This window comes from Bacillus sp. E214, assembly GCF_008087365.1.
Classification (GTDB): Bacteria; Bacillota; Bacilli; order Bacillales; family Pradoshiaceae; genus Pradoshia.
The window spans coordinates 99,911-123,642 of record NZ_VENN01000005.1 but is presented as its reverse complement, the minus strand read 5'-3'; the positions used below and the strand labels follow the sequence as shown (position 1 = coordinate 123,642).

Here is a 23,732-nt window from a genome sequence, read left to right as displayed (position 1 = left end):
CAAGTGAGAAGACGTTACTGCTGCTATTGCAAAACGGAGAGCAGAGCTGTGAATAAAAATGAATTTTAATAGAGTCACAGAGTCAAGAATATAATTTCATTGTAAACTGTGTCAAGGGATTTAAAGGATGAAACTATAATAGAAGTGTGCATTTAATATAACAATAGTAATGAAAGGGCTATCTTTTTGTTTTTCTTAATTTTTCAAATATAATAAAGGGAGAATTAACAATTATAGAAGAGGATGGAAAGTTCGCTAACCAGGGGAGATGGCTATGTTAGATTTAGTCCCAATTATGCTTGAAAAGGTAGGCATTATTGTCATTGTAGCCTTTTTAATTTCTAAAATGAATTCCTTTCGCCAAATCATTCACCCAGACCATAATCTAAATGAGCAGTTGAAATTATTTCTATTATTCGGCATGTTTGGGGTTATTAGTAATTATACTGGAATAGAAGTTTATCATTCTATGGTTGAAGAGAATAGATGGCTTTCAGCTATTGGAGAAGATAGTGCCATTGCTAATACAAGAGTGATGGGTGTTGTGATAGGCGGATTATTGGGAGGTCCCGTTGTTGGAGGAGGAGCTGGTCTGATAGCCGGTATACACCGTTATACATTGGGAGGGTTTACAGCCTTTTCCTGCGCCCTTTCTACCATCCTGGCCGGAATATTGGCAGGGTATATAGGCAACAGAAGAAAAAGGAGCGGGGGTCAGATAACTCCTTTGTTTGCTGCAGGAATTGGGATGTCCCTCGAAGCTTTGCAAATGGTGATTATCCTTGCGACTGCCAAACCTCTTGAGCATGCATGGAGCCTCGTGCAGTTTATCGGTTTACCAATGATCACCATGAATGGATTCGGAACACTATTATTTATGCTGATCGTTCAGTCTATAAAACGTGATGGGGAGATAGCGCGTGCGAATCAAACCAATCAGGCATTTTTAATTGCGGACCAGACTCTTCCGCATTTTCGACAGGGCTTAAACACCCAATCATGCAAAGAAATATCAAAAATTATGCTTAATTTAACCGATGCAGATGCTGTCTCTATCACGGATGAACATTTGGTTCTTGCACATTTGGGGGCAGCCTCCGATCATCATAAACCTGGCGTGAAGCCGAGTACTGGGCTGACTAAAAAAGTACTTGAATCAGGATATGTTTCAATAGCCAAATCGAAGGAGGAAATCGAGTGCAGGCATAAGGACTGTCCGCTCGTAGCTGCCATCGTCCTCCCTTTAAAAGTGAAGGGGGAAATCTCTGGAACTTTAAAATTGTATTATACAAAGCCGGATAAATTAGACAGAGTTCAGCAGCAGTTAGCAGAGGGGCTGGCTAATTTATTTTCAACTCAGCTTGAGCTGGCAGAAGCGGAACGGCAGGCGAGGCTTTTAAAGGATGCTGAGATTAAAGCCCTGCAGGCTCAGATTCATCCACACTTCTTATTTAATAGTTTAAATACGATATCTGCCTTATGCCGGACTGATCCTGATAAAGCTCGTAAACTACTATTGGAATTAAGTTTATTTTTTCGAGGCAATTTACAGGGAGCCAGACAGTTGCTGATCCCGTTAGAAAAAGAGCTGGAAAATGTAAAAGCCTATTTATCTTTAGAGCAAACACGTTTTCCTCATAAATATGAAGTTAATTTTGATATAGAGAATGGATTAGAAAATGTATTGATTCCCCCATTTTTATTGCAGCCTTTGGTAGAGAATGCGATTCATTATGCATTTCCACAAAGAAAACAGTTTGGGAAAATTAATATACAAGTGTGCTCAAATGGCAATTATATGAGAATGATTGTTGCGGATAATGGACAGGGGATTGTGGAAGAAAGATTGAAAAGTCTGAGCAAGCAGGTTGTACCGTCAGCCGGTGGAAACGGTACAGCCATTTTTAATATTAGTGAACGCTTAAAAGGTATTTATAATAACCAAGCCCATTTTAAGGTTGATAGCAAAGTGGGTGAGGGCACCACTGTTAATATCTTAATCCCGCTGGAAAGTAAAGGAGGTGACGAGCAGGATGCTGCGAGCCTATGTAGTGGATGATGAACCATTAGCCAGGGACGAATTAAAATATTTACTAGCAAGAAGCAGAGAAGTGGAGGTCTTGGGTGAAAGTGATTGTATAGAAGATGCATTACATGATATTCCACTGTTAAAGCCGGATATTGTCTTCTTAGATATTGAATTAGCGGGAGAGAACGGATTACATTTAGCCGCTAAACTAGAAGGACTGAACCCGGTTCCAGCTATCGTTTTTGCGACTGCCTATGACGAGTATGCTCTTCAGGCTTTTGACGTAAATGCGGTAGATTATCTTTTGAAACCCTTCAGTGAAGAACGTATTCATAAGATGCTGGACAAAGTTAAAAAGCTTCATTTACACACAAAGGAGCCTGGAAAAGTAGATACCAGTAATCTTCAATGTAAGGGAAAAATAGCTGTTATGACAGAAGAAAAAATTATATTGCTTACATGCAATGATATCGTATTCCTAGAATCATACGAAGGAAAGTGTAAAATCCGGGCTGTTAATCATCTTTATAAAGTAAGTGAGGCACTGATTGGATTGGAAAAAAAATTGCCCCGGACACAGTTCTTTCGGGTACATCGGAGCTATCTTGTGAATATCGATCATATCGTGGAGATATTACCATGGTTTAATTCAACCTATAACTTACGTATGTCGGATGGTTCCGAGGTTCCAGTCAGTCGAACCTATGTAAAGGAACTGAAACAATTACTAGGATTATAGGATTGATTTGCTATTCATTAGTTGTAAGTTGTAATTCATCCCATTTATTTTGCGGTTCATTTTGAAAATGAGGTGTAAGTGTTTTCATTTGATACTATGATAGTATAATACGTATGCAAAAAAAGGGGGAACACTAAAATGAATGCGATTACAATTGTTATCGGCTCGATTTGTATCCTTTTAATAGCCTATCGTTTGTATGGGACATTTATGGCGGCAAAGGTGTTGAAATTATCTAATGATAAACCAACACCAGCTGAAAAGCTTGAGGATGGTCAGGACTATGTGCCAACAAATAAATGGGTGGTATTTGGACACCATTTTGCAGCCATTGCTGCTGCAGGCCCATTGGTTGGTCCGATTTTGGCAGCTCAGTTTGGTTATTTACCCGGACTGATTTGGCTATTGGTTGGGGCAGTAATTGGAGGAGCAGTTCATGATACAGTTGTGCTCTTTGCCTCTATGCGCCGCGATGGTAAATCATTATCCGAGGTAGCAAAAGAAGAACTTGGGCCTGTAGCGGGATTCTGTACTGGATTGGCCATGCTATTCATTATCACAATTACGATGGCAGGTTTGTCATTGGTTGTACTTGGAGCACTTGAAAGAAACCCATGGGGTACATTTGCGGTAGGGATTACAATTCCGATTGCGATGTTAGTGGGAATCTATCATAAAAAGACAGGGAATTTAAAAGTCCCGACGACCGTTGGATTTATCTTAATTATGCTAGCAATTTTCTTTGGTCCACAAATTCAGGGAACATGGTTAGGCGATTTCTTAACGCTTGAAAAGAGCACTCTTGCTATTATTTTACCAGTCTATGCCTTTTTCGCTGCTGCACTTCCTGTTTGGTTATTGCTTGCACCACGTGATTATTTAAGTACATTCATGAAAATAGGAGTTTTCGCAGCACTTATTATTGGTGTATTTATCGTTAACCCTTCAGTTGAGTTTCCTGCTATTATTCCAGATTTCATTAACGGTGGAGGACCAATTGTGGCCGGCCCAGTATGGCCGTTTATTTCAATCACAATTGCCTGTGGTGCCATTTCAGGTTTCCATGCTTTTGTTGGTTCAGGTACGACTCCGAAAATGGTCAGCCGTTGGAGCGATATTAAAGGCATAGCCTTTGGTGCGATGTTAGTAGAATGTTTAGTGGCTATTATGGCATTGATTGCTGCAGTTGCTCTTCAGCCTGGTGATTATTTTGCGATAAACTCATCACCTGAGGTCTATTCAACATTAGGAATGGAAACAGTCCATTTAGATAGATTGGAAGAAGCAGTAGATATGGACCTTGAAGGAAGAACAGGTGGAGCCGTAACACTTGCTGTTGGTATGACGGAAATCTTCACCAGTGTACCATTCTTCCAACACTTAGCTTCCTATTTCTATCAATTCGTAATTCTGTTTGAGGCGGTATTTATTTTAACAGCGATTGATTCAGGAACCAGGGTTGCCAGATATCTCATCCAGGACTTCTTCGGAGACTTTATTAAACCTTTGAAACGAACAGATTCTCTTGGGGCTAACATTTTTGCCAGTGCATTAGCCTGCTTTATTTGGGGATATCTATTATTCTCTGGAGATATCAGTTCCGTCTGGGCACTGTTTGGAGTATCCAACCAGTTGATGGCGTCAATCGGATTGATTGTCGGAGCTACAGTTGTTTTGAAAATTGCAGAGAAACGCTGGTATATGCTGACATGCTTAGTCCCATTGGCGTATCTATATGTTACGGTTAATGTAGGTGGATTCTGGATGATTAAGAATGTCTATTTGAATCCGGATGCAGGTGGATATAATGTATTGAACGGTGTTCTATCCATTATCATGCTTGCGTTAGGTGTAGTGATTATGGTGGCTTCCATCATGAAATGGATTAATCTATCCAAAATACCACAAGCAGAATTGGTTAAACAGTCAGAGGAAGAACTGATGAAAACGATGTGAAAAATTAGCAGGTAAAGGGTCCGAATAAATGGTCTCTTTACCTGTTTTTTTATGTTTAAAAGCGAATTATTGAAGCTTAACGGAGAGGGATTTTAGGAAAGGAATGCCCGATAATGTAAGAATCAGTTTTTCCTTTTTTCGTACATTTTTATGAATATAAAATAATACTTGATCGGATGTAATTTGATAATAATGATTCAGAGTTTTAGGTTTACCAGGCAATGCTACAAGTTCTTGAACACCGGGTCCGCAGCAGGCTTTAACATCCAACGTTTTAATGGTTACTTGATCTCCTTTTGATGAAATCCACTTTTTTGATTCTTCGTCCATTTCAATAATCATTTTTGGTGCCTCCTTCAAGTGAGGTATATTCTTAACTATAATGGATGGGATTTTAGTTTCCTATAAAAATGCATTATAATAGAGTGATATAAGCTTTTTATAGATTGTTGAAGAGAATACAACAGAATGGGATTGGTGGAGCCAATTTTTATATACACATATGCATGCAGTTCAGAGGAAGAACCTTTATGCAAAATGGAATTCAGGGCGTTGTTTGATATGAATCCTGATGATTTTGTTTTTAAAAGTACAAGAAAAGTCGATCCAAGCCGAAGTCCCTTTATTAGGGAAAGAATAGAAGTACTGACCGAAGGGGATAGTTTGGAGGCCCTTTATCACAAGGCAGACAAACTTTCCTTCCCGGATCAGACATTCAAAACAATCTTTGTGAAAACGAATGATCTAGAGGATAAAGTTAGCTTTAGTCAACGAAGAAAGATTGAACGGGAAATCGGATTAAAAATCCAGGGTGAAGCTGATTTGGAGAAGCCGGATATCGTTCTTGGCATCATTACTTGCGGCGGTAAATGGTATGTAGGTATTTATGAAAAAAATGAAGCGATCTGGTTGCATCATCAGAAGAAACCACGAGAGTATTCGACAGCTCTCAGTACTAGAATGGCAAGAGCAGTTGCTAATATCGCGGTTCCCAACCCTGTTGGTGTGAAAGCGATTGACCCATGCTGTGGAATTGGGAATGTATTGGTAGAAGCCTTGTCGATGGGGATTACGATATGTGGACGTGATATCAAGCCATTGCCAGCTATTGGCGCCAGAGAAAATGTAGCTCATTTTGGATATAGCTGTGATATTGCAATAGGGGCAATTGAGGAAGTTACCGACTATTACGATGCAGCTATTATTGATTTACCCTATAATTTATGCCATACAGCGAGCCCGGAGGAACAATTATCCATTTTAACGCATGCCAATCGCATTGCAGACAGAATTGTTGTTGTTACCGGGGAACGAATTGATGACATGATTAAGGAAGCTGGCTTAACTATACAGGATCGATGTCAAGCGAAGAAGATTGGGTTTACAAGAGAGATTTTGTTATGTAATTAGATTAATAAATAAAAAAGAGGGTGGCACCGATTTTGCCACCCTCTTATTCTATATACTTTTAAACATCTACACGCTTAATGAAGAAAGAGACTACCAGTCCGATTATGGAGGCAATTAACGCAAATAGAAAGGCGTTTTGCACACCGGCTGTCAAAGCTTCAGAGGCAGCAAGCGGATTATTGGGGTCAGCCGTAGCCAAATAGCTTGCCTGGCCAGCGGACATGATGCTGACAGCAATAGCCGTACCGATCGCTCCGGCAATTTGTTGAAGTGTATTCATGACCGCAGCTCCATCAGGGTAATACTGTCTTGGCAACTGGTTTAAGCCATTTGTTTGCGAAGGCATCATAAGCATGGCAACCCCAATAAACATACATGTGTGTAAGATGATAACTGTTAGTTGTGAAGTTTCAGTTGATATATTAGTAAATAAGTAAGTAAATATGGTTGTTAATATAAAACCTGGGATAACCAAATATTTTGGCCCGAAGGTATCAAATAATTTCCCCGTAATTGGTGACATAATTCCATTCACAATACCGCCAGGCAATAAGACAAGGCCGGCTGCAAAAGCTGACAATAACATTCCGCCCTTTAAGTACATAGGCAATAGGATTGATGAGGATAAGATGATCATCATACCCAAGAATACCATTAAAAGTCCAATAGAGAACATAGGGAACTTAAATACGCGTAAATTCAGCATTGGCTGTTCCATTTTAAACTGGCGGAATGAGAATAGGATTAGGCTGAGTACCCCAACAATGATCGGTAAAAGAACTGCTGGGTCGCTCCATGAGCCAGCACCCTCCCCGGCACTGCTGAAACCAAAGACGATTCCTCCAAAACCAATGGATGAAAGAATAATAGAAAGAATATCTATCTTGGGTTTTGTGATGGTTGATACATTTTGCATATAGATGAGACCATATACGAATGTAAAAATTAGCAAAGGTAAGCATAGCCAGAAAATTGATTGCCAACCCAGACTGTCTACGATTAATCCTGATAGGGTTGGACCAACAGCAGGTGCAAACATAATGACAAGCCCCATCATCCCCATAATTGTTCCGCGTCTATGAGGTGGGAAAATAACCAAAATAACATTTGTCATTAATGGAAGTAAGAGACCTGTTCCTATAGCCTGGATGACACGGGCTAGAAGGAGTATTTCAAAATTAGGTGCCAAAGCTCCTACTAATGTTCCTGCAATAGAAAAAATGAGGGAGGCACTGAATAGTTGTCTGGTAGTAAACCATTGAAGAAGCAATGCTGTTACAGGCACAAGAATACCAAGTACTAGTAAGTAGCCGGTTGTTAACCATTGAACGACATGTGGTTCAATGCGAAAGTCCTCCATAATATTGGTGAATGCCATATTTAAGGCAGTTTCACTAAAGAGTCCGATAAAAGCACCAATCATAATAGCAATCACAATTGGAAGTGGCTTAATCTGCTTATTTTCTAAGTTTGTAGCATGATTATTACTCAAATAATATTCCCCTTTCATTATGTATAATTACTAGACCAGTCTATATAATATGCTGATTAAGGATATACATCTTTGCTTATTTCTTTATTATATCGGGCAGACATTTAGAGATGTTTAGTAAAGGCTGTCCATTTAAATTGGTTAGCGACCGGGTGATGGCTCCTTCTATCATTGAATTAACCAATAGACTTAAACGGTGCGCTTTTTCTGGTTCAAAGCCATCTTGAAGCATTTTATTATAATAAAGTGTTTCCCAGCCTTCAAATGCTGCCTTGCACGCTTTGCGTAAAGGTTCGCTCATTAAGGAAGTTTCCGCTGCCAATAATCCAATTGGTAAACCTTCAAAAAGGTCATTTTCATTGAAATGTTGAGCGATTTTTTTAATATGATATTGGAATGCCTCTAAGGCATGATCATACTGATTCATGGCCAGCTTAATATCATTTTCAATTTGAACGGCCATTTTATTGACTGCTTCTACGGCCAGTTGTTCTTTACCATCAGGGAAGTGATAATATAAAGACCCTTTAGGGGCACCGCTTTCTTTCAGAATTTGATTTAAGCCTGTTGCATGATATCCCTGTATGTTGAAAAGGCGAGTAGCAGCCTCTAAAATTTTTTGACGCGAGTCCATTTTTGCACTCACATGAAATCCCTCTTTTCAAGTATAATGACTGGTCTATATAAATGAGTGACTGTTTTATTCTATAAGATGGCTGTATTTTATGTCAATCATTCGTTGCAGGTATATATTTTCGAGAGTAGATAGATTAGAAAGGGTGGTTGAGGTAATAAATTAGTTCTTCCAATGAAAAGAGATGAGTAGATGGGGTTGTAATAGAAATGGTCCCTTAAGGCTAAGGGACCATCATAACTTTAAGCAGCTAATAGCTGTTTCTTGATTAATATTTCTCGATCGGCAGCATAAACAGGGCGATAGCCGTTTGTAATTAGGTTTTTAATATAGATTTTATTATAGATAAAGGCGAAAACGCCGCTTGTTAGCAATGCGCCTAATCCAAATAGAAAAAGATTGATTGTGATGGATATACCAAGCATAATAATCGCCCATTTATAGTCTTTGCGAAATAAAGCAGGGAATATTCCAAAAAAGAGAGTAGTCCAACTGAAGCCAAGCTTGACCTCTTTTATAATGCCATCCTTGTTTATTAGAGATATTTTCATACAATCACTCCTGGTTCATATAGTTCCATCATAAAAGAATTTTTAAAATGAATACATGGTAGTTTATAGAAGCATGTGTATGGTATGCAGATAATTTGAGTAATAGGGAAATATCTATCATATAGGATAAAGGGCCGAACAGAATGAGGGGAATGGTAGGTATAGGAGCTCTTACTTTGGCAAACTCATAATAAGAAAAACGGACAGCGACTAGAACTCGCTGTCCGTTTCGTATAGCTGTATCGATTTTTACCAATCCCAAAGCAAGACGAACATGGAACCGAAGATGGTAACTAGGGCTACAAATAATGCATAAAGGATATTGGTATAGAGTGTTCTTCTTTCCTTGGATTCATTAATATGCATGAACAGGAATATCTGCAAACTTGCTTGTAAGCCAGCTGTGATAAGCAAAATAGCCATTTTAAATCCAAATGATATCTCCAGGAAAAGAACTAATAATGCTGCCACTGTTAGAGCGATGGATGATAAAAATCCTATGATATGCTCTTTAGGGAATAACTTAGCCATTTTACATCAGTCCTTTCAGGTAGACGAAGCTGAAGATGAAAATCCAAACAACGTCCAGGAAGTGCCAGTACAGTGAAAAAATAAATGCTTTATTGGCAGTAAGGTGATTAATTCCGCGTCTGCTCACTTGTATCAGAATTGCGATTCCCCATAGGATTCCTCCGGTTACGTGGGCTCCGTGTGTTCCAAGCAATGTAAGTAATGCAGAAGTGAAGCCGCTTGTTTGGATGGAAGCTCCTTCGTGTACATAATGGAAGAACTCATAAATTTCAATGCCTAGGAAGGCTAATCCAAGGACAAGTGTAATCGAGAACATAACCATCATTGCTTTTTTCATGCCCATCCGCATAGCGTGAATCGCGATCCCAATCGTAAAACTACTTGCCAAAAGAATAAAGGTTTCAGCTAAAACTCCGCCAAGAGCGAAGATATCGCTCCCGGCAGGCCCATCACCTGTACGATTTTCCAGTACAAAGTAGACAGTAAACAGTGTAGCGAATAATACAATCTCTGCTCCAAGGAAAATCCAGAAGCCCAGTATCTTAAGCTGATTTTGTTCAGTACTATATTCCAATGGTTGAGAGGCATCTAATTTCATTCTGTCTCACCTCGCAATTTTCTTTCTTCTTCCTCAATTTCTTTCACAGATATATGGAACCCATGATCATCATTGAATGAACGTACAAACATTAGATAGATAATTGGAATCGCAGCGATAATAGCTGGAATCCACATACTAAATACCATAAAGAATCCCCAGAAGAAGAATGCCACTGCCATTAGAAACGGTTTAAAGTCACTGCTAGGCATGTGAATTTCTTCGATTTTTCGTGTGAACAGATTATGTGTACCTTTTTTGTGATCCCACCAGGAATCTACAGAATCCACTTCGGGAGTAATGGCAAAGTTATAGGCTGGAACAGGTGTTTTTGTAGCCCATTCCAATGTACGGCCACCCCACGGATCTGAGTCTCCTTTTAGTCTTGGAGCATAACGGAAGCTCCAGTAGAAGCTATAAACGAGAACAATGAATCCAATTGCTAAGCCTACAGCACCTAATGATGCGATAAGATTCAAAGGTCCATACCCAGTTTCTTCAGAGTACGTATACATTCTTCGGTTCATCCCTTTAAGTCCCAATGCGAATAGAGGCAGGAATGTAACGTTGAATGAAATAGAAATAATCCAGAATGCGATTTTTCCTAATTTCTCGTCTAATTTAAATCCAAAGATTTTAGGGAACCAGAAATACATACCCGCAAGTACCCCAAACACTGTACCCGGTATTAAAACATAGTGGAAATGGGCTACCAAGAACATTGTATTATGATATTGATAATCCGCACTTGCCATCGCTAGCATAACCCCTGTGACTCCACCAAAGGTGAAGATTGGTATGAATGCCAGGGCATACAGCATTGGCGTGGTAATTTCAATTTTTCCTTTATACATCGTAAGGAGCCAGTTAAATATCTTAACTCCTGTAGGTACAGCGATTAACATCGTAGTAATCGAGAAGAAGCTGTTTGCCATGGCACCTTGACCCATCGTATAGAAATGGTGAACCCATACAGTAAAGGATAGGGCAGAGATGGCAAGCATACTGAACACCATTGATTTGTATCCATACAGATTTTTTCTCGCGAATGTTGAAATAACCTCACTGAATATACCAAAGGCAGGAAGAATAACGATATATACTTCAGGATGGCCCCATACCCAGAACAGGTTAGCCCAAAGCATATCCATTCCGCCATCTTGCATAGTGAAAAATTGTGTACCAAACAAACGGTCAAACATCATTAAGGCAAGAGCTACTGTTAAAACAGGGAAAGCAAAAACGATAATGATGCTAGTGATTAAAATAGACCATGTGAACATTGGCATTTTCCATAGAGTCATACCAGGTGCTCTCATTTTTAAAATTGTAACGATAAAATTAACACCCGTTAGCAGCGTCCCAATACCGGCAATCTGAATCGCAATACTGTAGTAGTTATTCCCCACAGTAGGGCTGAATTCTATACCTGCAAGCGGGAAGTAGGCTGACCATCCGGCATCCGGTGATCCACCAATAACGAACGAGATATTAAATAACATTGCTCCGGCAAAAAATAACCAGAAGCTGATTGCATTTAAATAAGGGAAAGCAACGTCACGCGCCCCAATTTGAAGAGGCACTACAATATTCATTAAACCAATGATAAATGGCATTGCCATAAATAAAATCATAACCACGCCATGCGTTGTAAAGATTTCGTTATAATGCTGTGCATCAAGCAGTCCGTTTTCAGGCCTAGCCAACTGGCCACGCATTAATAAACCATCAACACCGCCGCGGAATAACATAACTAAAGCACAGAGAATGTACATAACCCCAATACGTTTATGATCAACAGTGGTAAGCCATTCATCTTTAAGCCAGCGCCATTTCTTAAAATAAGTCAGGCCGATAACAATAGCCAGCGAAACGGCGACAATACTTACCATTGCGCCATAGATTAACGGGCCACCATGTACTATAAATTTATCCCAATCCAAGGTTGTAACTCCTTTCTTATGAAAGCTTTAATTTTAATGATTTGAATGATCTTCGTGCTCTGTATTACCTTTTTCTGTATCTTCATCAAACGTGTTGTCTGCATCATCGCTCTCGTTTGATGGAGATGGCTCAGAACCATGATGATGTCCTTCAGGTGGAGGGCTGAAATCCAAGTGAGTAGAAGAATATGATTGTCTGCCGACGTGTGCTGTATCAAGCAGCTTTTCAAATTTTTCTTCTGTTAACTTGCCTTCATTTGCTTTTACTTCACTAACCCATTCTTCGAAATCATCTGGAGTCATAGACAGTGCTTCAAAATCCATATGGGCGTAACCTTCACCACTGAAGTTTGCATTTCTCCCCATCATGGAAGCAGGTGTTTCAGCTACAAAATTTAATTTTGTTACCATGTCACTCATGGCGTATTTCTGGCCACCGAGCTGTGGAATCCAGAAGCTTGTAATTGGTCCGTATGAATATAGACGGAATTCTACTACTCTATTAGTTGGAATGTTTACATAGTTAACCGTTTCAATACCTTGCTCTGGATAACTGAAATGCCATTTCCAGTTTGAAGAAGCTGCGTAGATAACCAATGGTTTTTGATCTTCATAGCCTTTTGGCTTTCCTTCTACTTCAAATGTAGTTTTAACTGTGACTACAGCTAATATGGCTACAATAATAATTGGTATGACTGTCCATGTTATTTCAAGCGCCTTGCTGCCTTCCATATGTGGCGGCTCGTAATCTTTTGGAGCTTTGGATGCTCGGTATTTATATAAAATAACGATAAAAAGTACATATACTACAAGCACAACAGCTGCCATTAAAGCCATTGAGAAAAGAATGGCATTGGATTGTGTTTTTGCAACAGGACCATTTGTGTCGAATACAACCCAGTCACATCCCGCTAACATAAGAATAGACGCCATCATGGAACTCAAAAGTGCCCATTTTTTATTCATATTTTTCCCCTTCCTAATGTAATAAGTAAATTTAAGCTATGTAAGGGAAATTCATGTAAATCTGCACACCTTAATAGTTATAATTTCCCTTGATTGCTGCTATTTAGGTATAATTCTTCCTTTTTCCATAGCCCCTGATTTTCAATATAATAACTGAATTTCAAAATTACAAATATATGAAACTAAAAGAAGACATGGAAATCTTCAATTTTGACAAAGTTGTGAACAAATTAACAATTAATTATATTCTTAGAATTTATTGTAAAATTGTCGCTTTAAAGTAGCATTTTTATGTGAATACTAGGATGTGAAATCTGAAAACGCCTATTATATAGAAAAAGGCTTTCGATCAGTATCAAAAAGGCTTAAACTTATGAATAATCTAGATAAGTGAAACGGAGTTATACAATGAAAGAAAAAGATTATGATGATTTATTACATATAAAAACAGTCGGTAATCAAACTGGATTTTATAATTCTATGCATTATCACCGATATGAGCCGACTCCGTATTGGGTTTTAGAAAAGTTATTGGATGAGTATGACCTTAATAGTGATGATCATATGGTCGATTTTGGATGCGGAAAGGGGAGACTAAATTTTTTTCTTCATTACAAAACAGGGGCATTTGTAAGTGGGGTAGAAATGAATGAACAATTTATTAATGAAGCTGAGGAAAATCTCAAGAACTATAATTACAAGGGGAAAGACCGAATTCAATTTCACTGTTGTCTGGCAGAGGAGTTTCAAATTCAACCAACTTATAATAGGTTTTATTTCTTTAATCCTTTTACGATACAAATATTCCGCCAGGTTCTAACGAACATTCTGTTGTCCGTTGAAGAAACATATCGCGAGGTACACCTAATATTATATTATCCATCTGAGGATTATATATATTTTCTTGAAAATCAATCTGTGTTTGAACTACACAAAGAGATTGTTCTAAATGAAACGAATCCGTTTGAGAGAATACTGATCTACCGGCTAGCTTATTAAATTGAAAAAGGCGTTCCCATTGGAATGCCTTTTTTCGTATAAAATATCAGAAGGTTTATGGAGTAGTGGTAGATTCAGTAATATAAACAACCAATTTGTAGCTCTTTAGGGCAAACAGCCGGATACCTATCATTAATTTGGGCTTGGCCTTTTTTCTGTTTTTTCTTCATATGGTTCCACATGAACATGGACACGATAGACTCCATGATCCTTCATTAAATCCTTTTCTACAAGAGTAGCAATATCATGGGCTTCTTTAATATTTAACGTGTTGTCTACCAAAATAATGATATCAATGACTTCATTATTTCCGTAATTTCGTCCCATAATTTTTTTAATTCCTTTAACCCCTTCTATTTGGTCAATGGAATTTTGATAGATTTTAATCTTAGACTCATCAAAGCCATCTGATAAGTAATGGGATGCTTCTCTAAAAATATCCCAGGCTGTTTTGCAAATCAATAACCCTACGAGTATGGCAGTAATTGTATCGAGGAAAGGCATATTTAGCTGGGAGCCGAATATGCCAATTGCTGCTCCAATACTGACATACGCATCAGAAATATTGTCTTTGGCAGCAGCTTTAACGGAATGGCTGTTGATTCTTTTTGCTAGCTTTATATTATAGCGATAGACGAAGTACATGACGAGGGCGGAAAAAATCGCCGTGTATGCTGCCGTTATATCAGGTATATTTTTTTCCCTGCTTAAAATGGATTGGAATCCATCCGTTAGAACTTGGATACCTACTGTCATCATGATAAAAGAAGATAGGAGAGAGGCAATCGACTCACTTTTCCAGTGCCCATATGCATGATCGCTATCGGGAGGCCGCTGGGAAACTTTTAAACCAATTAATACAGCTACTGAGGCAATGATGTCAGTTATATTGTTCAGCCCATCTGCACGTAATGCTTCAGACTCACTTATATATCCAACAATCAGCTTTAATATGGAAAGAAATACGTATGCAGCAATGCTTAGGATTGCTCCGCGTTCACCTAATTTAAGGTCCCTGTATTTTTGTTTCTCCAAAAAGGTCACCTCAAGTTTTTTATTGAATTCACCATTACTTATTAGTATAGAATAAATCCATAAAAAAGAGCATTCCAATTAATTAATCATTTGGAATACTTTTGTTTTTTATTTCCCGATTAATTCACGCTGATGCAATTCATTTTCAAATCTTTGATGAATGACGTGAGTGCCATCCCTGCGTTTGATAATGAATGGTTGCCAGTTGATGAGAACTGATTATACGTGCAAGGATCAGATAGTAAATGGACTGAGGAAAAGATTAAAAATCGTTATTTGGAAATGTTTTATCCATCTGAACAAAAATGGCGTGATAAAGCAATTGATGATTATGAGTAAGGTCTAACGGGAATATTGACTAACCGTCAAGTAATACAATAGATTTGAATTATGAGTCTACACCGAAGATACAGCATCCTATTGATAAATCAAATATCGGGGGTATTAAGGCGTATGAATCCATTTATGAAAGCCGCTGTTGAAGAAGCGTATGAAGGAATTAAACAAGGGCATGGCGGACCTTTCGGAGCTGTCATTGTCAAGGATGGTAAAATCATTGGAAAGGGCCATAATATGGTGGTTAAGGAGCTTGATCCAACCATGCATGGAGAAATAGTTGCGATTAAGGAAGCATGCCTTCATGAAAATCATTATGACCTATCCGGAGCAGAGCTTTATACAACGGCTGAGCCTTGTCCTATGTGCTTAGGGGCCATCCTTTGGGCAGGTATCACGACTGTTTATTATGGATGTGATCGATTGGATACAGATAAAATAGGGTTTAGAGATGATGTCTTTTATAAAATGATTGATGGGAAGCGTTCATATGATTTACAGCGAGTTGATCATGAAGAATGTAAGGGATTATTCAAGGCCTATCAAGCAATCGAGAATAGAGTTATATATTAATAGTGATTCGGAAACTGAATAAATTTTTTAATCAAGACCTGATGTAATACCGTCCAGTCCAATCTAATCATAAAGGAGAATAAACATGTCCAATAGTTCTCATGTTATCCCAACTAATGATTTCAGAAAAATCTTAATGGGACGCCGTTCCATAAAAAGTTACGATCCTATGGTTAAAATCAGTCATAAAGAGATGACAGCAATATTCAGTGAAGCAACCAGCGCACCATCTTCAACGAATCTACAGCCTTGATTTTTTCTTGTTATAGAAAGCGATGAGGCAAAAGCAAAATTGATGGATATTGCCTCACCGACCAATCATAAAAAAATTGATACATCAGCGGTGACGATTGCAATTTTTGGCGACTTGCACAATACATTAAAAGCTGATGAGATTTATAGCGCAAATGTAGAGCTTGGGTATATGCCTGCTGAATATAAAGAACGCCAGCTTGAAGGTGTTTTAGGATGGATTGCTTCACTAACTGAACAGGATCGCAGAGATATCGTCATGACCGACTGCGGCCATGTAGCTATGCAATTGATGCTTGTGGCTCGTGCTCACGGATATGATACCAATCCTATTGCGGGATTCGATAAAACCCGTATTAATGATGTGTTTGGATTGGATCAAGAACGACATGCTCCGGTCATGATTATGACCATGGGTAAGGCGGCTGATAATGGATTCCCGACTATGCGTCTTGCAGTAGACAAAGTTGTCGAATGGAAATAAAGAGGTCACAAATGAATGTGTATGGTAGGGGCAGGTAATAACCTGCTCCTTTTCTATTGACTATGATAAAGGGATATTCTGCGACAGTCTCCTGTATATTTAAGTAACTGTCACTATTCTTTAAAGTAGTTAGTTAACCTTTAAGGATTTGATTGTAAAGTTTATGGTGTCGCTTACTAGATGTCTGCTATATAGAAATTCCCCTGCTATATTCAACGAATAAGTCAGAATAACAGAGATGGAGAAAACAATTTGTTTTCTCCATCTGTTTTATAAAAGCACTGTATAGGAAACCTCATATATTTAAATTCCCCATACCATGCCTGCAATACGGGTATACTCAACATTATTTAAAAATAACTGCAATGCTTGTAACATACCTGTAGTATCAGTAAAGAATCCTCGATTATTAAATACCTGTCAATAATTATTTTATAGGATAAAAGTGGGGATTTTACAAAAAGAGGGACTTGATATCCGGAATATGGAAAAAAGAGAGATTTAAGCAGGACTGTTGATATATCAATATATTAAGTTAGGTGTGCGCTATATGAGAAGGATGTCTATTATCCTATCTCGAGGTGTCTGGTAGTTTATGGTTCAAATGTTACAAAAAACTCATGTTACGATGTCTTTGTCGATTAAACAAACATCATGACAGGAGGAGATTTACCAATGAAACATAAACTTATCGTTACAATTGCAGCAGCCGCAGCGCTTTCCATTACAGCTATAACAGGAGCGGAGGCAGCCAGTGTATCTTCTAAACCGAATACAACAACTTCATATAAAGTGATGATCAGCGGAGGCATTATTAAATTTCCATGGGGATCTGTTCAACTTCCAACTATTGATAAACCAAGTCAGGATACGGATTCTGGTTCAAACAATGCCGTGGAACAAAATAAACCAAGTACGGATGCTCCAACTGTGGAAGAAGATAATTCTGATTCCAATGATACAGAATCAAACGATTATGAAGTAAGTGCATATGAGCAGGAAGTACTAGAACTTACTAACGCGGAACGTGAAAAACAAGGCTTAAAACCTTTAACACTAGATACAGAGCTAAGTAAAGTAGCGCGTATCAAATCAGAGGATATGCAGAAGAATAACTATTTCAGTCATACAAGCCCAACTTACGGATCTCCATTTGATATGATGAAACAATTTGGCATTTCTTATAGAGCGGCAGCTGAAAATATTGCTATGGGTCAACGCACGCCAGAAGAAGTAGTAAATGCGTGGATGAATAGTGACGGTCATAGAAAAAATATCTTAAGCTCCAGCTATACACATATCGGAATTGGTTATGTGGAGAACGGCAACTACTGGACACAAATGTTTATAGGCAAATAAGAGAGTACTATAAATATAGATTTTATATAGACTGTCCCAAAAGGAAGTGAAAACTTATCTTTTGGGACATTTTTTTATTAGCATTAATGAATGTTCCAAGCTAGAAAGCCTTTTCCTGTGTTTTTTTCCTGGCAGCATAGTATGTTATACTGTGATTTAATATTCTGGTATAGCAATTTATAGGTAAGGAAGGGAAGCTATGAAGCAGCTGATCATATCAAAAACATTGATATTTATCTTTGTTATCCTTTTTGTGACAGGCTTTGAGGCTGTGTTTGGGCAGCATAATGTTTTGATTGGGGTCACGACTGTGGTTGCTCTGCTCATGTATTTAGAGAGGGATTTTACTGTATCCCCATGGAAGAGTTTCATGCTGATTTTGGCAGTCAATTTGTCCCAAGGAATATTTGGTCAACTGGCCTTGATCAATCCCTGGGTAGGAATTTTAGTAAACTTTATCGCTATGTTTATTGTAGGATACTTTTTCACATCTAACATAAAAGGACCTATCCAAATTGCGGTTGGTTTGCAATATTTATTCATTTTGACCGATCCAGTTCCGTTGGAGGAATTCCCATTGAGACTAATGTCTCTGGTTGCAGGGGCTTTGATTATCATGATGGTACAATGGGTATTTAATAGAAGGAAATTATCTAAAAGGGGCAATCATTATTTCTTGCAGGTATGTAGCCATTTGCAAGAAAAGTTAAATCGTATTCGAGATAACCAGCCTGATCAAGAGTTGGATTCCATCATTCTGTCTGATATCAACGAGTTCAGGAAGGTGATTTATTTTCGGAGTGTCAAGGGTTATTATCTGACTCACGAAGGCAGAGTTCGTTTGAAGATTTCGGTCTGTCTTGAAAAACTGCATTTGATGTTAAACCGCAAAGCTGCAAGTGACTACCCAGAGGATGTCTTGGATGCTCTGAATTTTGAATTGAGACAGATGAGGGATTACGCCAATAAAGGGTCAAGCTTATCTGATGATTCATTGAATAATCTAAACATAGCGCTTAACAAACATGAATCCGCATACATAGTCGAAATGATTAGTACGTTGAAATTATTGCGTGAATTATTGAGGTACCTTCATACCAGTGAATCATCTGAACTGAACAAGGTTGAGAGTGTGGTAGAGATTCCTAGAGGCTACCGGAATACCTATCAATTTTTAAAGGACATTAATCGACATTCAGCTCGTTTCACATATGCACTGCGATTGGGTATCACTATTGCAGCTGTTGCTTTAATCGTTGATTATTTTAACATCAATGAAGGACGCTGGATTTTATTTACTATATTTTCTGTGACGCAACCTTATTATGAGACAGCTAAATATCGCTTCAAGGAACGCGTGATCGGCACTTTAATGGGAGCGGCTATCTTTGTACTATTATTTAGTATTTTTCATGAAACGACTATACGCTCCTTCCTGGTCTTGCTGGTTGGGTATTTGAATGGCTATGCGGTGAAGTATAGAAATGTCGTATTGACTGTCACGATATCTGCTCTTGGAACAGCTGCTCTCACGGGCGACCCGACGCTCCTGTCAGTGAGAAGAGTTATGCTTGTACTGATAGGGATAGGTATTGGTATGCTTGCAAATCGTTTATTACTTCCACATACGCTGGAAAAGGGTACAAGAGATTTGATGAAAAGCTACAAACAAGTATCCAAGGAATTACAGCGTGAAGTGTCCGCTTATTTAAACCAAAGAAATAATGCGCATACAATCAATCATTTATTTGCTGTTTCCGCTTTAATGGAGGAAAGAATTCTTTTAAATAATCAAATGCTGCAGCTTGAAGAAATGGAAAACTTTCTATCATCTCAGCGCCGTTTGAATCATGCCATTTATGATATGTTCTTGCGGATGCAAAGGGAGGATGTAGATGTCCATCTGATGAGAGAAATATTAGTAAAGATCGATTCGATTCTGGCTTTAGAAGGGGATTGTGTAAATGAGCAGGCTGGTCAATTATATGACAGACTTCAGCTTTCTAATTCCCTGGAAGAATACGTGTTGTTAAAGGACGCACTGCGAATATTAAAAGGATTTAGAAAGCAGGCTTACTTCAAATAGAACTTCTATATTAAATATTGCGATATCCTAAAAATAAAAATGAAAGGGCATACAAGCTCAACTTTTCTTATTTAAATTGCTGAGGAACAAGAAGAAGCATGAGATGTATGCTCTTAAATGGTAGAGAAAAAGTTCTACTTTAACTAATGAAAAATAATAGAAAGATAAGCTTCACATAATTCATTTTATGAGGTGGGAGAGATGGATAAACAATGGTGGAAAGAAAGTGTCGTGTACCAGGTTTATTGGAGAAGCTTTTATGATAGTGATGGGGATGGATATGGAGACTTAAGAGGGGTAACGAGGAAGCTTGATTATATAAAAGAGTTGGGTGCAGATGTAATCTGGCTCAATCCTTTTTATCTTTCTCCTGATAAAGATAATGGATATGATATTTCCGATTATTATTCCATTATGCCGAAAGCGGGCAGTATGGAGGATTTTGAGGAATTAATGAGGGAAGCACAAAAACGAGATCTAAAAATTATTATGGATTTAGTCATAAATCATACTTCAAATGAGCATGATTGGTTTAAAGAATCCAGATCCAGCAAAGATAATCCAAAAAGAGATTGGTATATTTGGAGAGATGGAGACCAAGTGAACCCTCCCAATAATTGGCGTTCTTACTTTTCCCCGTCAGCATGGGAATATGATCAACGGACTGGTCAGTATTATTTTCATTCATTCGCAGCTGAACAGCCCGATTTGAATTGGGAGAATGAAGAAGTCCGTAAAGAAATATATCGAATTCTAAATTTTTGGTTAAAGAAAGGGATTAATGGATTTAGGCTAGATGCAATTGCCCTGCTTGCGAAGCCGGAGGATTTTCCGGATGCAGACGATCCGGATGATATTCGTTATTTGGCCAACCATCCCAAAGTTCATGATTATTTGCAGGAGATGAATGAACAGGTATTCCGTCATTATGATGTGTTAACCGTAGGGGAGGTAGCCTTCGTGACGCCGGAGCAAGGGTTATTATATGTGGATAAAAACCGCCATGAACTGAATACCTTGTTTCATTTTGAAGTTTGTGATGAAATGCCAACCTGGGACTTAAAGAAATTTAAAGAGATTCAGGCGCGCTGGTATGAAGGATTGAAAGAGAAAGGCTGGAACTCACAATTTATTAATAATCATGATCATACAAGAGTGGTAACCAGATATGGTAATGATAAAGAGTATCGTGTTCAATCAGCCAAACTATTTGCTGCGTTGCTGCATTCTTTGCCGGGTATGCCTTATATTTATCAAGGAGAGGAAATAGGAATGACAGGGATTCGCCTTTCTTCTATTGACGAATATAACGATATTGCGATGAAAAATCAGTATGCTGAGTTGGTGTCAAAGGGATGGGACCCGAATACGGTTCTTAGAGATTTGCAGCCATTAAGCAGAGACAATAGCCGTACACCGATGCAATGGACCAATGAAGAACATGCGGGATTTACAACAGGTACACCGTGGATTCGAGTTAATCCAAACTATAAATCAATCAATGTGAACAATGAATTGCATAATCCTGAATCAATCTTTTATTTTTATCAAAAGCTGATCAAGCTGCGGAGTCAGCACAAGGTCTTTGTATATGGGGATTATCAGGAATTATTTAAAGGACATTCTCATCTTTATGGATACAAAAGAAGCTACGCTGATGAGACGATTTACTTTGTTTCTAATGTTCAGCCGAACACTATACATATTGAGCTGAACAGTGAAATGGATTTGCAGGGGACATCTATTCTGATTTCTAACTATAATGAAACGACAAGCACAAAATTAAATGCCTATGAAGTACGTATTTATTTAAAAAAAGCTTAGCTGGGATAATTGATTCCAACGGCAACAATATAGAACAAACAAAAGATAATTAAAATAAGACTCCGAATGATTCAGAAGGTCGTTCTGAAAGTGAAAATGTAGTTCCGAACCATTCGGAGGGGAGCTCCGAGAATCAAAAAGAAGATAAAGACGATAGAACCCAAAACATACCTGGCACTTTTTAGACTATTCATATTAGTTAGATCATCAGGTATGTTTCATTAGTTATGCTGATTGGATTTTAAGGGGGAAATAAAAGGAATGGTTTCAAAACCTGTATCTTTTTGATAAATAGAATTAACTAGAGGTGTATGTACATAATACTTATTATTATTGTGGCTACTTGGTATCTATTTAAGTAATGCCGTTATTTAACGGGGGATAAAGATGAAGATAATCGTAAAAAGAATTATCATCACCATAATTTTGACCAGCGGATATTTTAATATGGGAGCAGGGGTGGGAACAGCCGAAGCCAATAAGGAAGAATTAACTGTGGCATTGTCTCCGAATGTGATTAAAGGATTCGACCCTTTTCTGTATACAAGGGCAAACGGTTCTCCTTTAATTCAAAGTACTTTATTATCCTTTGATAAGGATATGGGAATTACATATGATTTAGCTGATGAATATCAGGTCAGTGAAGATAAAATGACCTGGGAATTTAAAATTAGGGATGATGCTTATTTTTCGAATGGGGAACAAGTGAAAGCGAGTGATGTAGCTTTTACCTTTAATACTGCTAAGTACAATGGATGGTATGATCTATCTTTGTTAAAAGAAGCCAAGGTGATAGATCAATACACTATCCATTTTCGATTAGAGAAACCCTTGTCAACCTTTAGTTATACAGCTGCTCAGCTTGGAATAGTCCCTGAGAATCAGTATGATGAGTTATTCACTTTGAATCCAATTGGATCAGGTCCCTATATTCTGGAGGAGTGGAATGTAGGAGAGCAGGCGGTTTTTGTCAGGAATGAGCGATATTATGGGAAAAAACCTATTTTTAAAAGGGTCATCATTCTTTTTATGGATGAGGAAGAAGCCTATGCAGCGGCGCAAAAAGGTCTGGTAGATGTCGCTCAAACATCTCCGGCATTTGCAAATGTGGGCGTAATAGATGGAATGGATATCAAAGCTTTTAAAGGTAGTGATCAGTATGGAATCTCCTTTACTACTGCCCCACTAGAATCAGATGCCTCTGGCAAAGAAACTGGCAATGGGGTAACAAGTGAATGGTCCATCCGCCAAGCAATTAATTTAACAGTTAAACGTGATCACCTCATAAATGAAGTTCTTTATGGATATGGAGAAGCAGCCTATCATGATGCTGATCGGCTTCCGTGGGGCTACAAAGAAACAGAGTTTGAAGACAATAATATCGACAAAGCTAAAGAAATTTTGAAAATTGCGGGATGGATTGATAACGATGAGGATGGTGTGTTGGAAAAACAGGGAATAGAAGCGAAGTTTAAGCTTTTGTTTCTGGAGTCTGACCCTATAGCGCAGTCCATGGCGACATTACTTATGCAACAATTAGCTGAAATTGGAATCTCAGTAGAAGTGGTTGGTCAGAATGAGGAGAAAATCAATTCAAATAAGTTTAATAATCCATTCATTATGCGTGTGGGTAATCATAGTCCAATCGATTTGTATCATAGGATTCATGAAGGTAATACTAGGATGAATTTACATATATCTGCTGAAGTGAATCAGTTGGTTGAGGGAGCGCTTGCTAGCGGTGATTTTCAAATATGGCAATCAATTCTGAGGCAGACCGCGAAGGATTTACCGTGGATATGGTTGGTCCATCCAGATCATTTATACTATACAAAGAAAGGATTAAATTTAGGAGAGCTGGCATTTCAATCAAATGAACAGCCTCTATCTTTGTTAAATAATATAGAAGAATGGACTTGGGAATAATAAGGAAAA

The 23,732-nt window shown here is 38.3% G+C and carries 19 protein-coding genes and 1 pseudogene; 11 read left to right on the top strand and 9 right to left on the bottom strand.

The window, feature by feature from the left end; genetic code table 11:
* The first annotated feature begins 274 nt into the window (after positions 1–274).
* The 3 genes from FHY47_RS15845 (at position 275) to FHY47_RS15835 (ending at position 4,724) form a co-directional block, all read left to right on the top strand.
* On the top strand, positions 275–2,059 hold the full coding sequence (locus tag FHY47_RS15845; RefSeq protein WP_139892712.1) for a sensor histidine kinase: 1,785 nt from the start codon (positions 275–277) through the stop codon (positions 2,057–2,059).
* Complete coding sequence (locus FHY47_RS15840) at positions 2,034–2,768, top strand: LytR/AlgR family response regulator transcription factor (RefSeq protein ID WP_139892711.1); 735 nt, start codon at positions 2,034–2,036, stop codon at positions 2,766–2,768. Before FHY47_RS15845 ends, FHY47_RS15840 begins: the two co-directional genes overlap by 26 nt.
* 138 nt (positions 2,769–2,906) lie before the next feature.
* The gene (locus FHY47_RS15835) at positions 2,907–4,724 is read left to right on the top strand and encodes a carbon starvation CstA family protein (RefSeq protein ID WP_139892710.1); all 1,818 of its coding nucleotides are present in this window, start codon (positions 2,907–2,909) and stop codon (positions 4,722–4,724) included.
* A 66-nt stretch (positions 4,725–4,790) separates the two neighbouring features.
* Here FHY47_RS15835 and FHY47_RS15830 read toward each other — a convergent pair whose 3' ends face one another.
* A complete protein-coding gene (locus tag FHY47_RS15830; RefSeq protein ID WP_140462166.1) occupies positions 4,791–5,066 on the bottom strand; it encodes a CC/Se motif family (seleno)protein in 276 nt (91 codons plus the stop codon).
* A 195-nt stretch (positions 5,067–5,261) separates the two neighbouring features.
* Here FHY47_RS15830 and FHY47_RS15825 point away from each other — a divergent pair, with 195 nt between their 5' ends.
* Entirely contained in the window at positions 5,262–6,134 is an 873-nt protein-coding gene (locus FHY47_RS15825) for a TRM11 family SAM-dependent methyltransferase (protein ID WP_395940476.1), read from the top strand.
* A 58-nt stretch (positions 6,135–6,192) separates the two neighbouring features.
* Here FHY47_RS15825 and FHY47_RS15820 read toward each other — a convergent pair whose 3' ends face one another.
* The 7 genes from FHY47_RS15820 to qoxA all read right to left on the bottom strand — a co-directional run bounded on the left by FHY47_RS15820 (position 6,193) and on the right by qoxA (position 12,849).
* A complete protein-coding gene (locus tag FHY47_RS15820) occupies positions 6,193–7,626 on the bottom strand; it encodes a DHA2 family efflux MFS transporter permease subunit (RefSeq protein WP_257469177.1) in 1,434 nt (477 codons plus the stop codon).
* Positions 7,627–7,702: 76 nt separating this feature from the next.
* Entirely contained in the window at positions 7,703–8,260 is a 558-nt protein-coding gene (locus FHY47_RS15815) for a TetR/AcrR family transcriptional regulator (RefSeq protein ID WP_148631123.1), read from the bottom strand.
* A 242-nt stretch (positions 8,261–8,502) separates the two neighbouring features.
* Positions 8,503–8,811, bottom strand: a complete 309-nt coding sequence (locus FHY47_RS15810; RefSeq protein ID WP_066108154.1) for a hypothetical protein — start codon at positions 8,809–8,811, stop codon at positions 8,503–8,505.
* A 249-nt stretch (positions 8,812–9,060) separates the two neighbouring features.
* The gene (gene qoxD, locus FHY47_RS15805) at positions 9,061–9,342 is read right to left on the bottom strand and encodes a cytochrome aa3 quinol oxidase subunit IV (RefSeq protein ID WP_066108151.1); all 282 of its coding nucleotides are present in this window, start codon (positions 9,340–9,342) and stop codon (positions 9,061–9,063) included.
* A gap of 1 nt (position 9,343) precedes the next feature.
* On the bottom strand, positions 9,344–9,940 hold the full coding sequence (gene qoxC / locus FHY47_RS15800) for a cytochrome aa3 quinol oxidase subunit III (protein ID WP_148631087.1): 597 nt from the start codon (positions 9,938–9,940) through the stop codon (positions 9,344–9,346).
* Positions 9,937–11,883, bottom strand: coding sequence for a cytochrome aa3 quinol oxidase subunit I (qoxB, locus tag FHY47_RS15795; RefSeq protein WP_148631085.1), 1,947 nt, complete (start codon positions 11,881–11,883; stop codon positions 9,937–9,939). Before qoxB ends, qoxC begins: the two co-directional genes overlap by 4 nt.
* 33 nt (positions 11,884–11,916) lie before the next feature.
* Positions 11,917–12,849: a cytochrome aa3 quinol oxidase subunit II gene (gene qoxA, locus FHY47_RS15790; protein ID WP_140462169.1), complete on the bottom strand. Its 933-nt coding sequence runs from the start codon at positions 12,847–12,849 to the stop codon at positions 11,917–11,919.
* 408 nt (positions 12,850–13,257) lie between these two features.
* Here qoxA and FHY47_RS15785 point away from each other — a divergent pair, with 408 nt between their 5' ends.
* Positions 13,258–13,848 (top strand): methyltransferase domain-containing protein, encoded by a 591-nt coding sequence (locus FHY47_RS15785; protein ID WP_066108136.1) that lies wholly within the window; start codon positions 13,258–13,260, stop codon positions 13,846–13,848.
* 132 nt (positions 13,849–13,980) lie between these two features.
* On the opposite strand, the gene FHY47_RS15780 is transcribed toward FHY47_RS15785, so the two are convergent.
* Entirely contained in the window at positions 13,981–14,883 is a 903-nt protein-coding gene (locus FHY47_RS15780) for a cation diffusion facilitator family transporter (RefSeq protein WP_066108132.1), read from the bottom strand.
* 453 nt (positions 14,884–15,336) lie between these two features.
* Between FHY47_RS15780 and FHY47_RS15775 the strand changes: the two genes are divergently transcribed.
* From FHY47_RS15775 to FHY47_RS15750, 6 genes and pseudogenes are all read left to right on the top strand, one after another.
* The gene (locus tag FHY47_RS15775) at positions 15,337–15,792 is read left to right on the top strand and encodes a nucleoside deaminase (protein ID WP_066108129.1); all 456 of its coding nucleotides are present in this window, start codon (positions 15,337–15,339) and stop codon (positions 15,790–15,792) included.
* An 85-nt stretch (positions 15,793–15,877) separates the two neighbouring features.
* Positions 15,878–16,528 (top strand): annotated as a pseudogene (locus FHY47_RS15770) (nitroreductase family protein).
* Between the two features lie 675 nt (positions 16,529–17,203).
* Positions 17,204–17,887: a CAP domain-containing protein gene (locus FHY47_RS15765; RefSeq protein ID WP_066108126.1), complete on the top strand. Its 684-nt coding sequence runs from the start codon at positions 17,204–17,206 to the stop codon at positions 17,885–17,887.
* Positions 17,888–18,086: 199 nt separating this feature from the next.
* Entirely contained in the window at positions 18,087–19,973 is a 1,887-nt protein-coding gene (locus FHY47_RS15760) for an FUSC family protein (RefSeq protein ID WP_140462171.1), read from the top strand.
* Between the two features lie 201 nt (positions 19,974–20,174).
* Positions 20,175–21,797: an alpha-glucosidase gene (locus FHY47_RS15755; protein ID WP_066108120.1), complete on the top strand. Its 1,623-nt coding sequence runs from the start codon at positions 20,175–20,177 to the stop codon at positions 21,795–21,797.
* Between the two features lie 387 nt (positions 21,798–22,184).
* Positions 22,185–23,723 (top strand): ABC transporter substrate-binding protein, encoded by a 1,539-nt coding sequence (locus tag FHY47_RS15750; protein ID WP_066108117.1) that lies wholly within the window; start codon positions 22,185–22,187, stop codon positions 23,721–23,723.
* Positions 23,724–23,732 lie beyond the last annotated feature (9 nt).

Coding starts and splice junctions, on each gene's coding strand:
- FHY47_RS15765 (WP_066108126.1), top strand. CDS start 17,204: ATGAAACATAAACTTATCGTTACAATTGCAGCAGCCGCAGCGCTTTCC.
- FHY47_RS15760 (WP_140462171.1), top strand. CDS start 18,087: ATGAAGCAGCTGATCATATCAAAAACATTGATATTTATCTTTGTTATC.
- qoxD (WP_066108151.1), bottom strand. CDS start 9,342: ATGGCTAAGTTATTCCCTAAAGAGCATATCATAGGATTTTTATCATCC.
- FHY47_RS15845 (WP_139892712.1), top strand. CDS start 275: ATGTTAGATTTAGTCCCAATTATGCTTGAAAAGGTAGGCATTATTGTC.
- qoxA (WP_140462169.1), bottom strand. CDS start 12,849: ATGAATAAAAAATGGGCACTTTTGAGTTCCATGATGGCGTCTATTCTT.
- FHY47_RS15755 (WP_066108120.1), top strand. CDS start 20,175: ATGGATAAACAATGGTGGAAAGAAAGTGTCGTGTACCAGGTTTATTGG.
- FHY47_RS15785 (WP_066108136.1), top strand. CDS start 13,258: ATGAAAGAAAAAGATTATGATGATTTATTACATATAAAAACAGTCGGT.
- FHY47_RS15830 (WP_140462166.1), bottom strand. CDS start 5,066: ATGATTATTGAAATGGACGAAGAATCAAAAAAGTGGATTTCATCAAAA.
- qoxC (WP_148631087.1), bottom strand. CDS start 9,940: ATGAAATTAGATGCCTCTCAACCATTGGAATATAGTACTGAACAAAAT.
- FHY47_RS15825 (WP_395940476.1), top strand. CDS start 5,262: ATGGAATTCAGGGCGTTGTTTGATATGAATCCTGATGATTTTGTTTTT.
- FHY47_RS15775 (WP_066108129.1), top strand. CDS start 15,337: ATGAATCCATTTATGAAAGCCGCTGTTGAAGAAGCGTATGAAGGAATT.
- FHY47_RS15840 (WP_139892711.1), top strand. CDS start 2,034: ATGCTGCGAGCCTATGTAGTGGATGATGAACCATTAGCCAGGGACGAA.
- FHY47_RS15750 (WP_066108117.1), top strand. CDS start 22,185: ATGAAGATAATCGTAAAAAGAATTATCATCACCATAATTTTGACCAGC.
- FHY47_RS15815 (WP_148631123.1), bottom strand. CDS start 8,260: ATGGACTCGCGTCAAAAAATTTTAGAGGCTGCTACTCGCCTTTTCAAC.
- FHY47_RS15835 (WP_139892710.1), top strand. CDS start 2,907: ATGAATGCGATTACAATTGTTATCGGCTCGATTTGTATCCTTTTAATA.
- FHY47_RS15810 (WP_066108154.1), bottom strand. CDS start 8,811: ATGAAAATATCTCTAATAAACAAGGATGGCATTATAAAAGAGGTCAAG.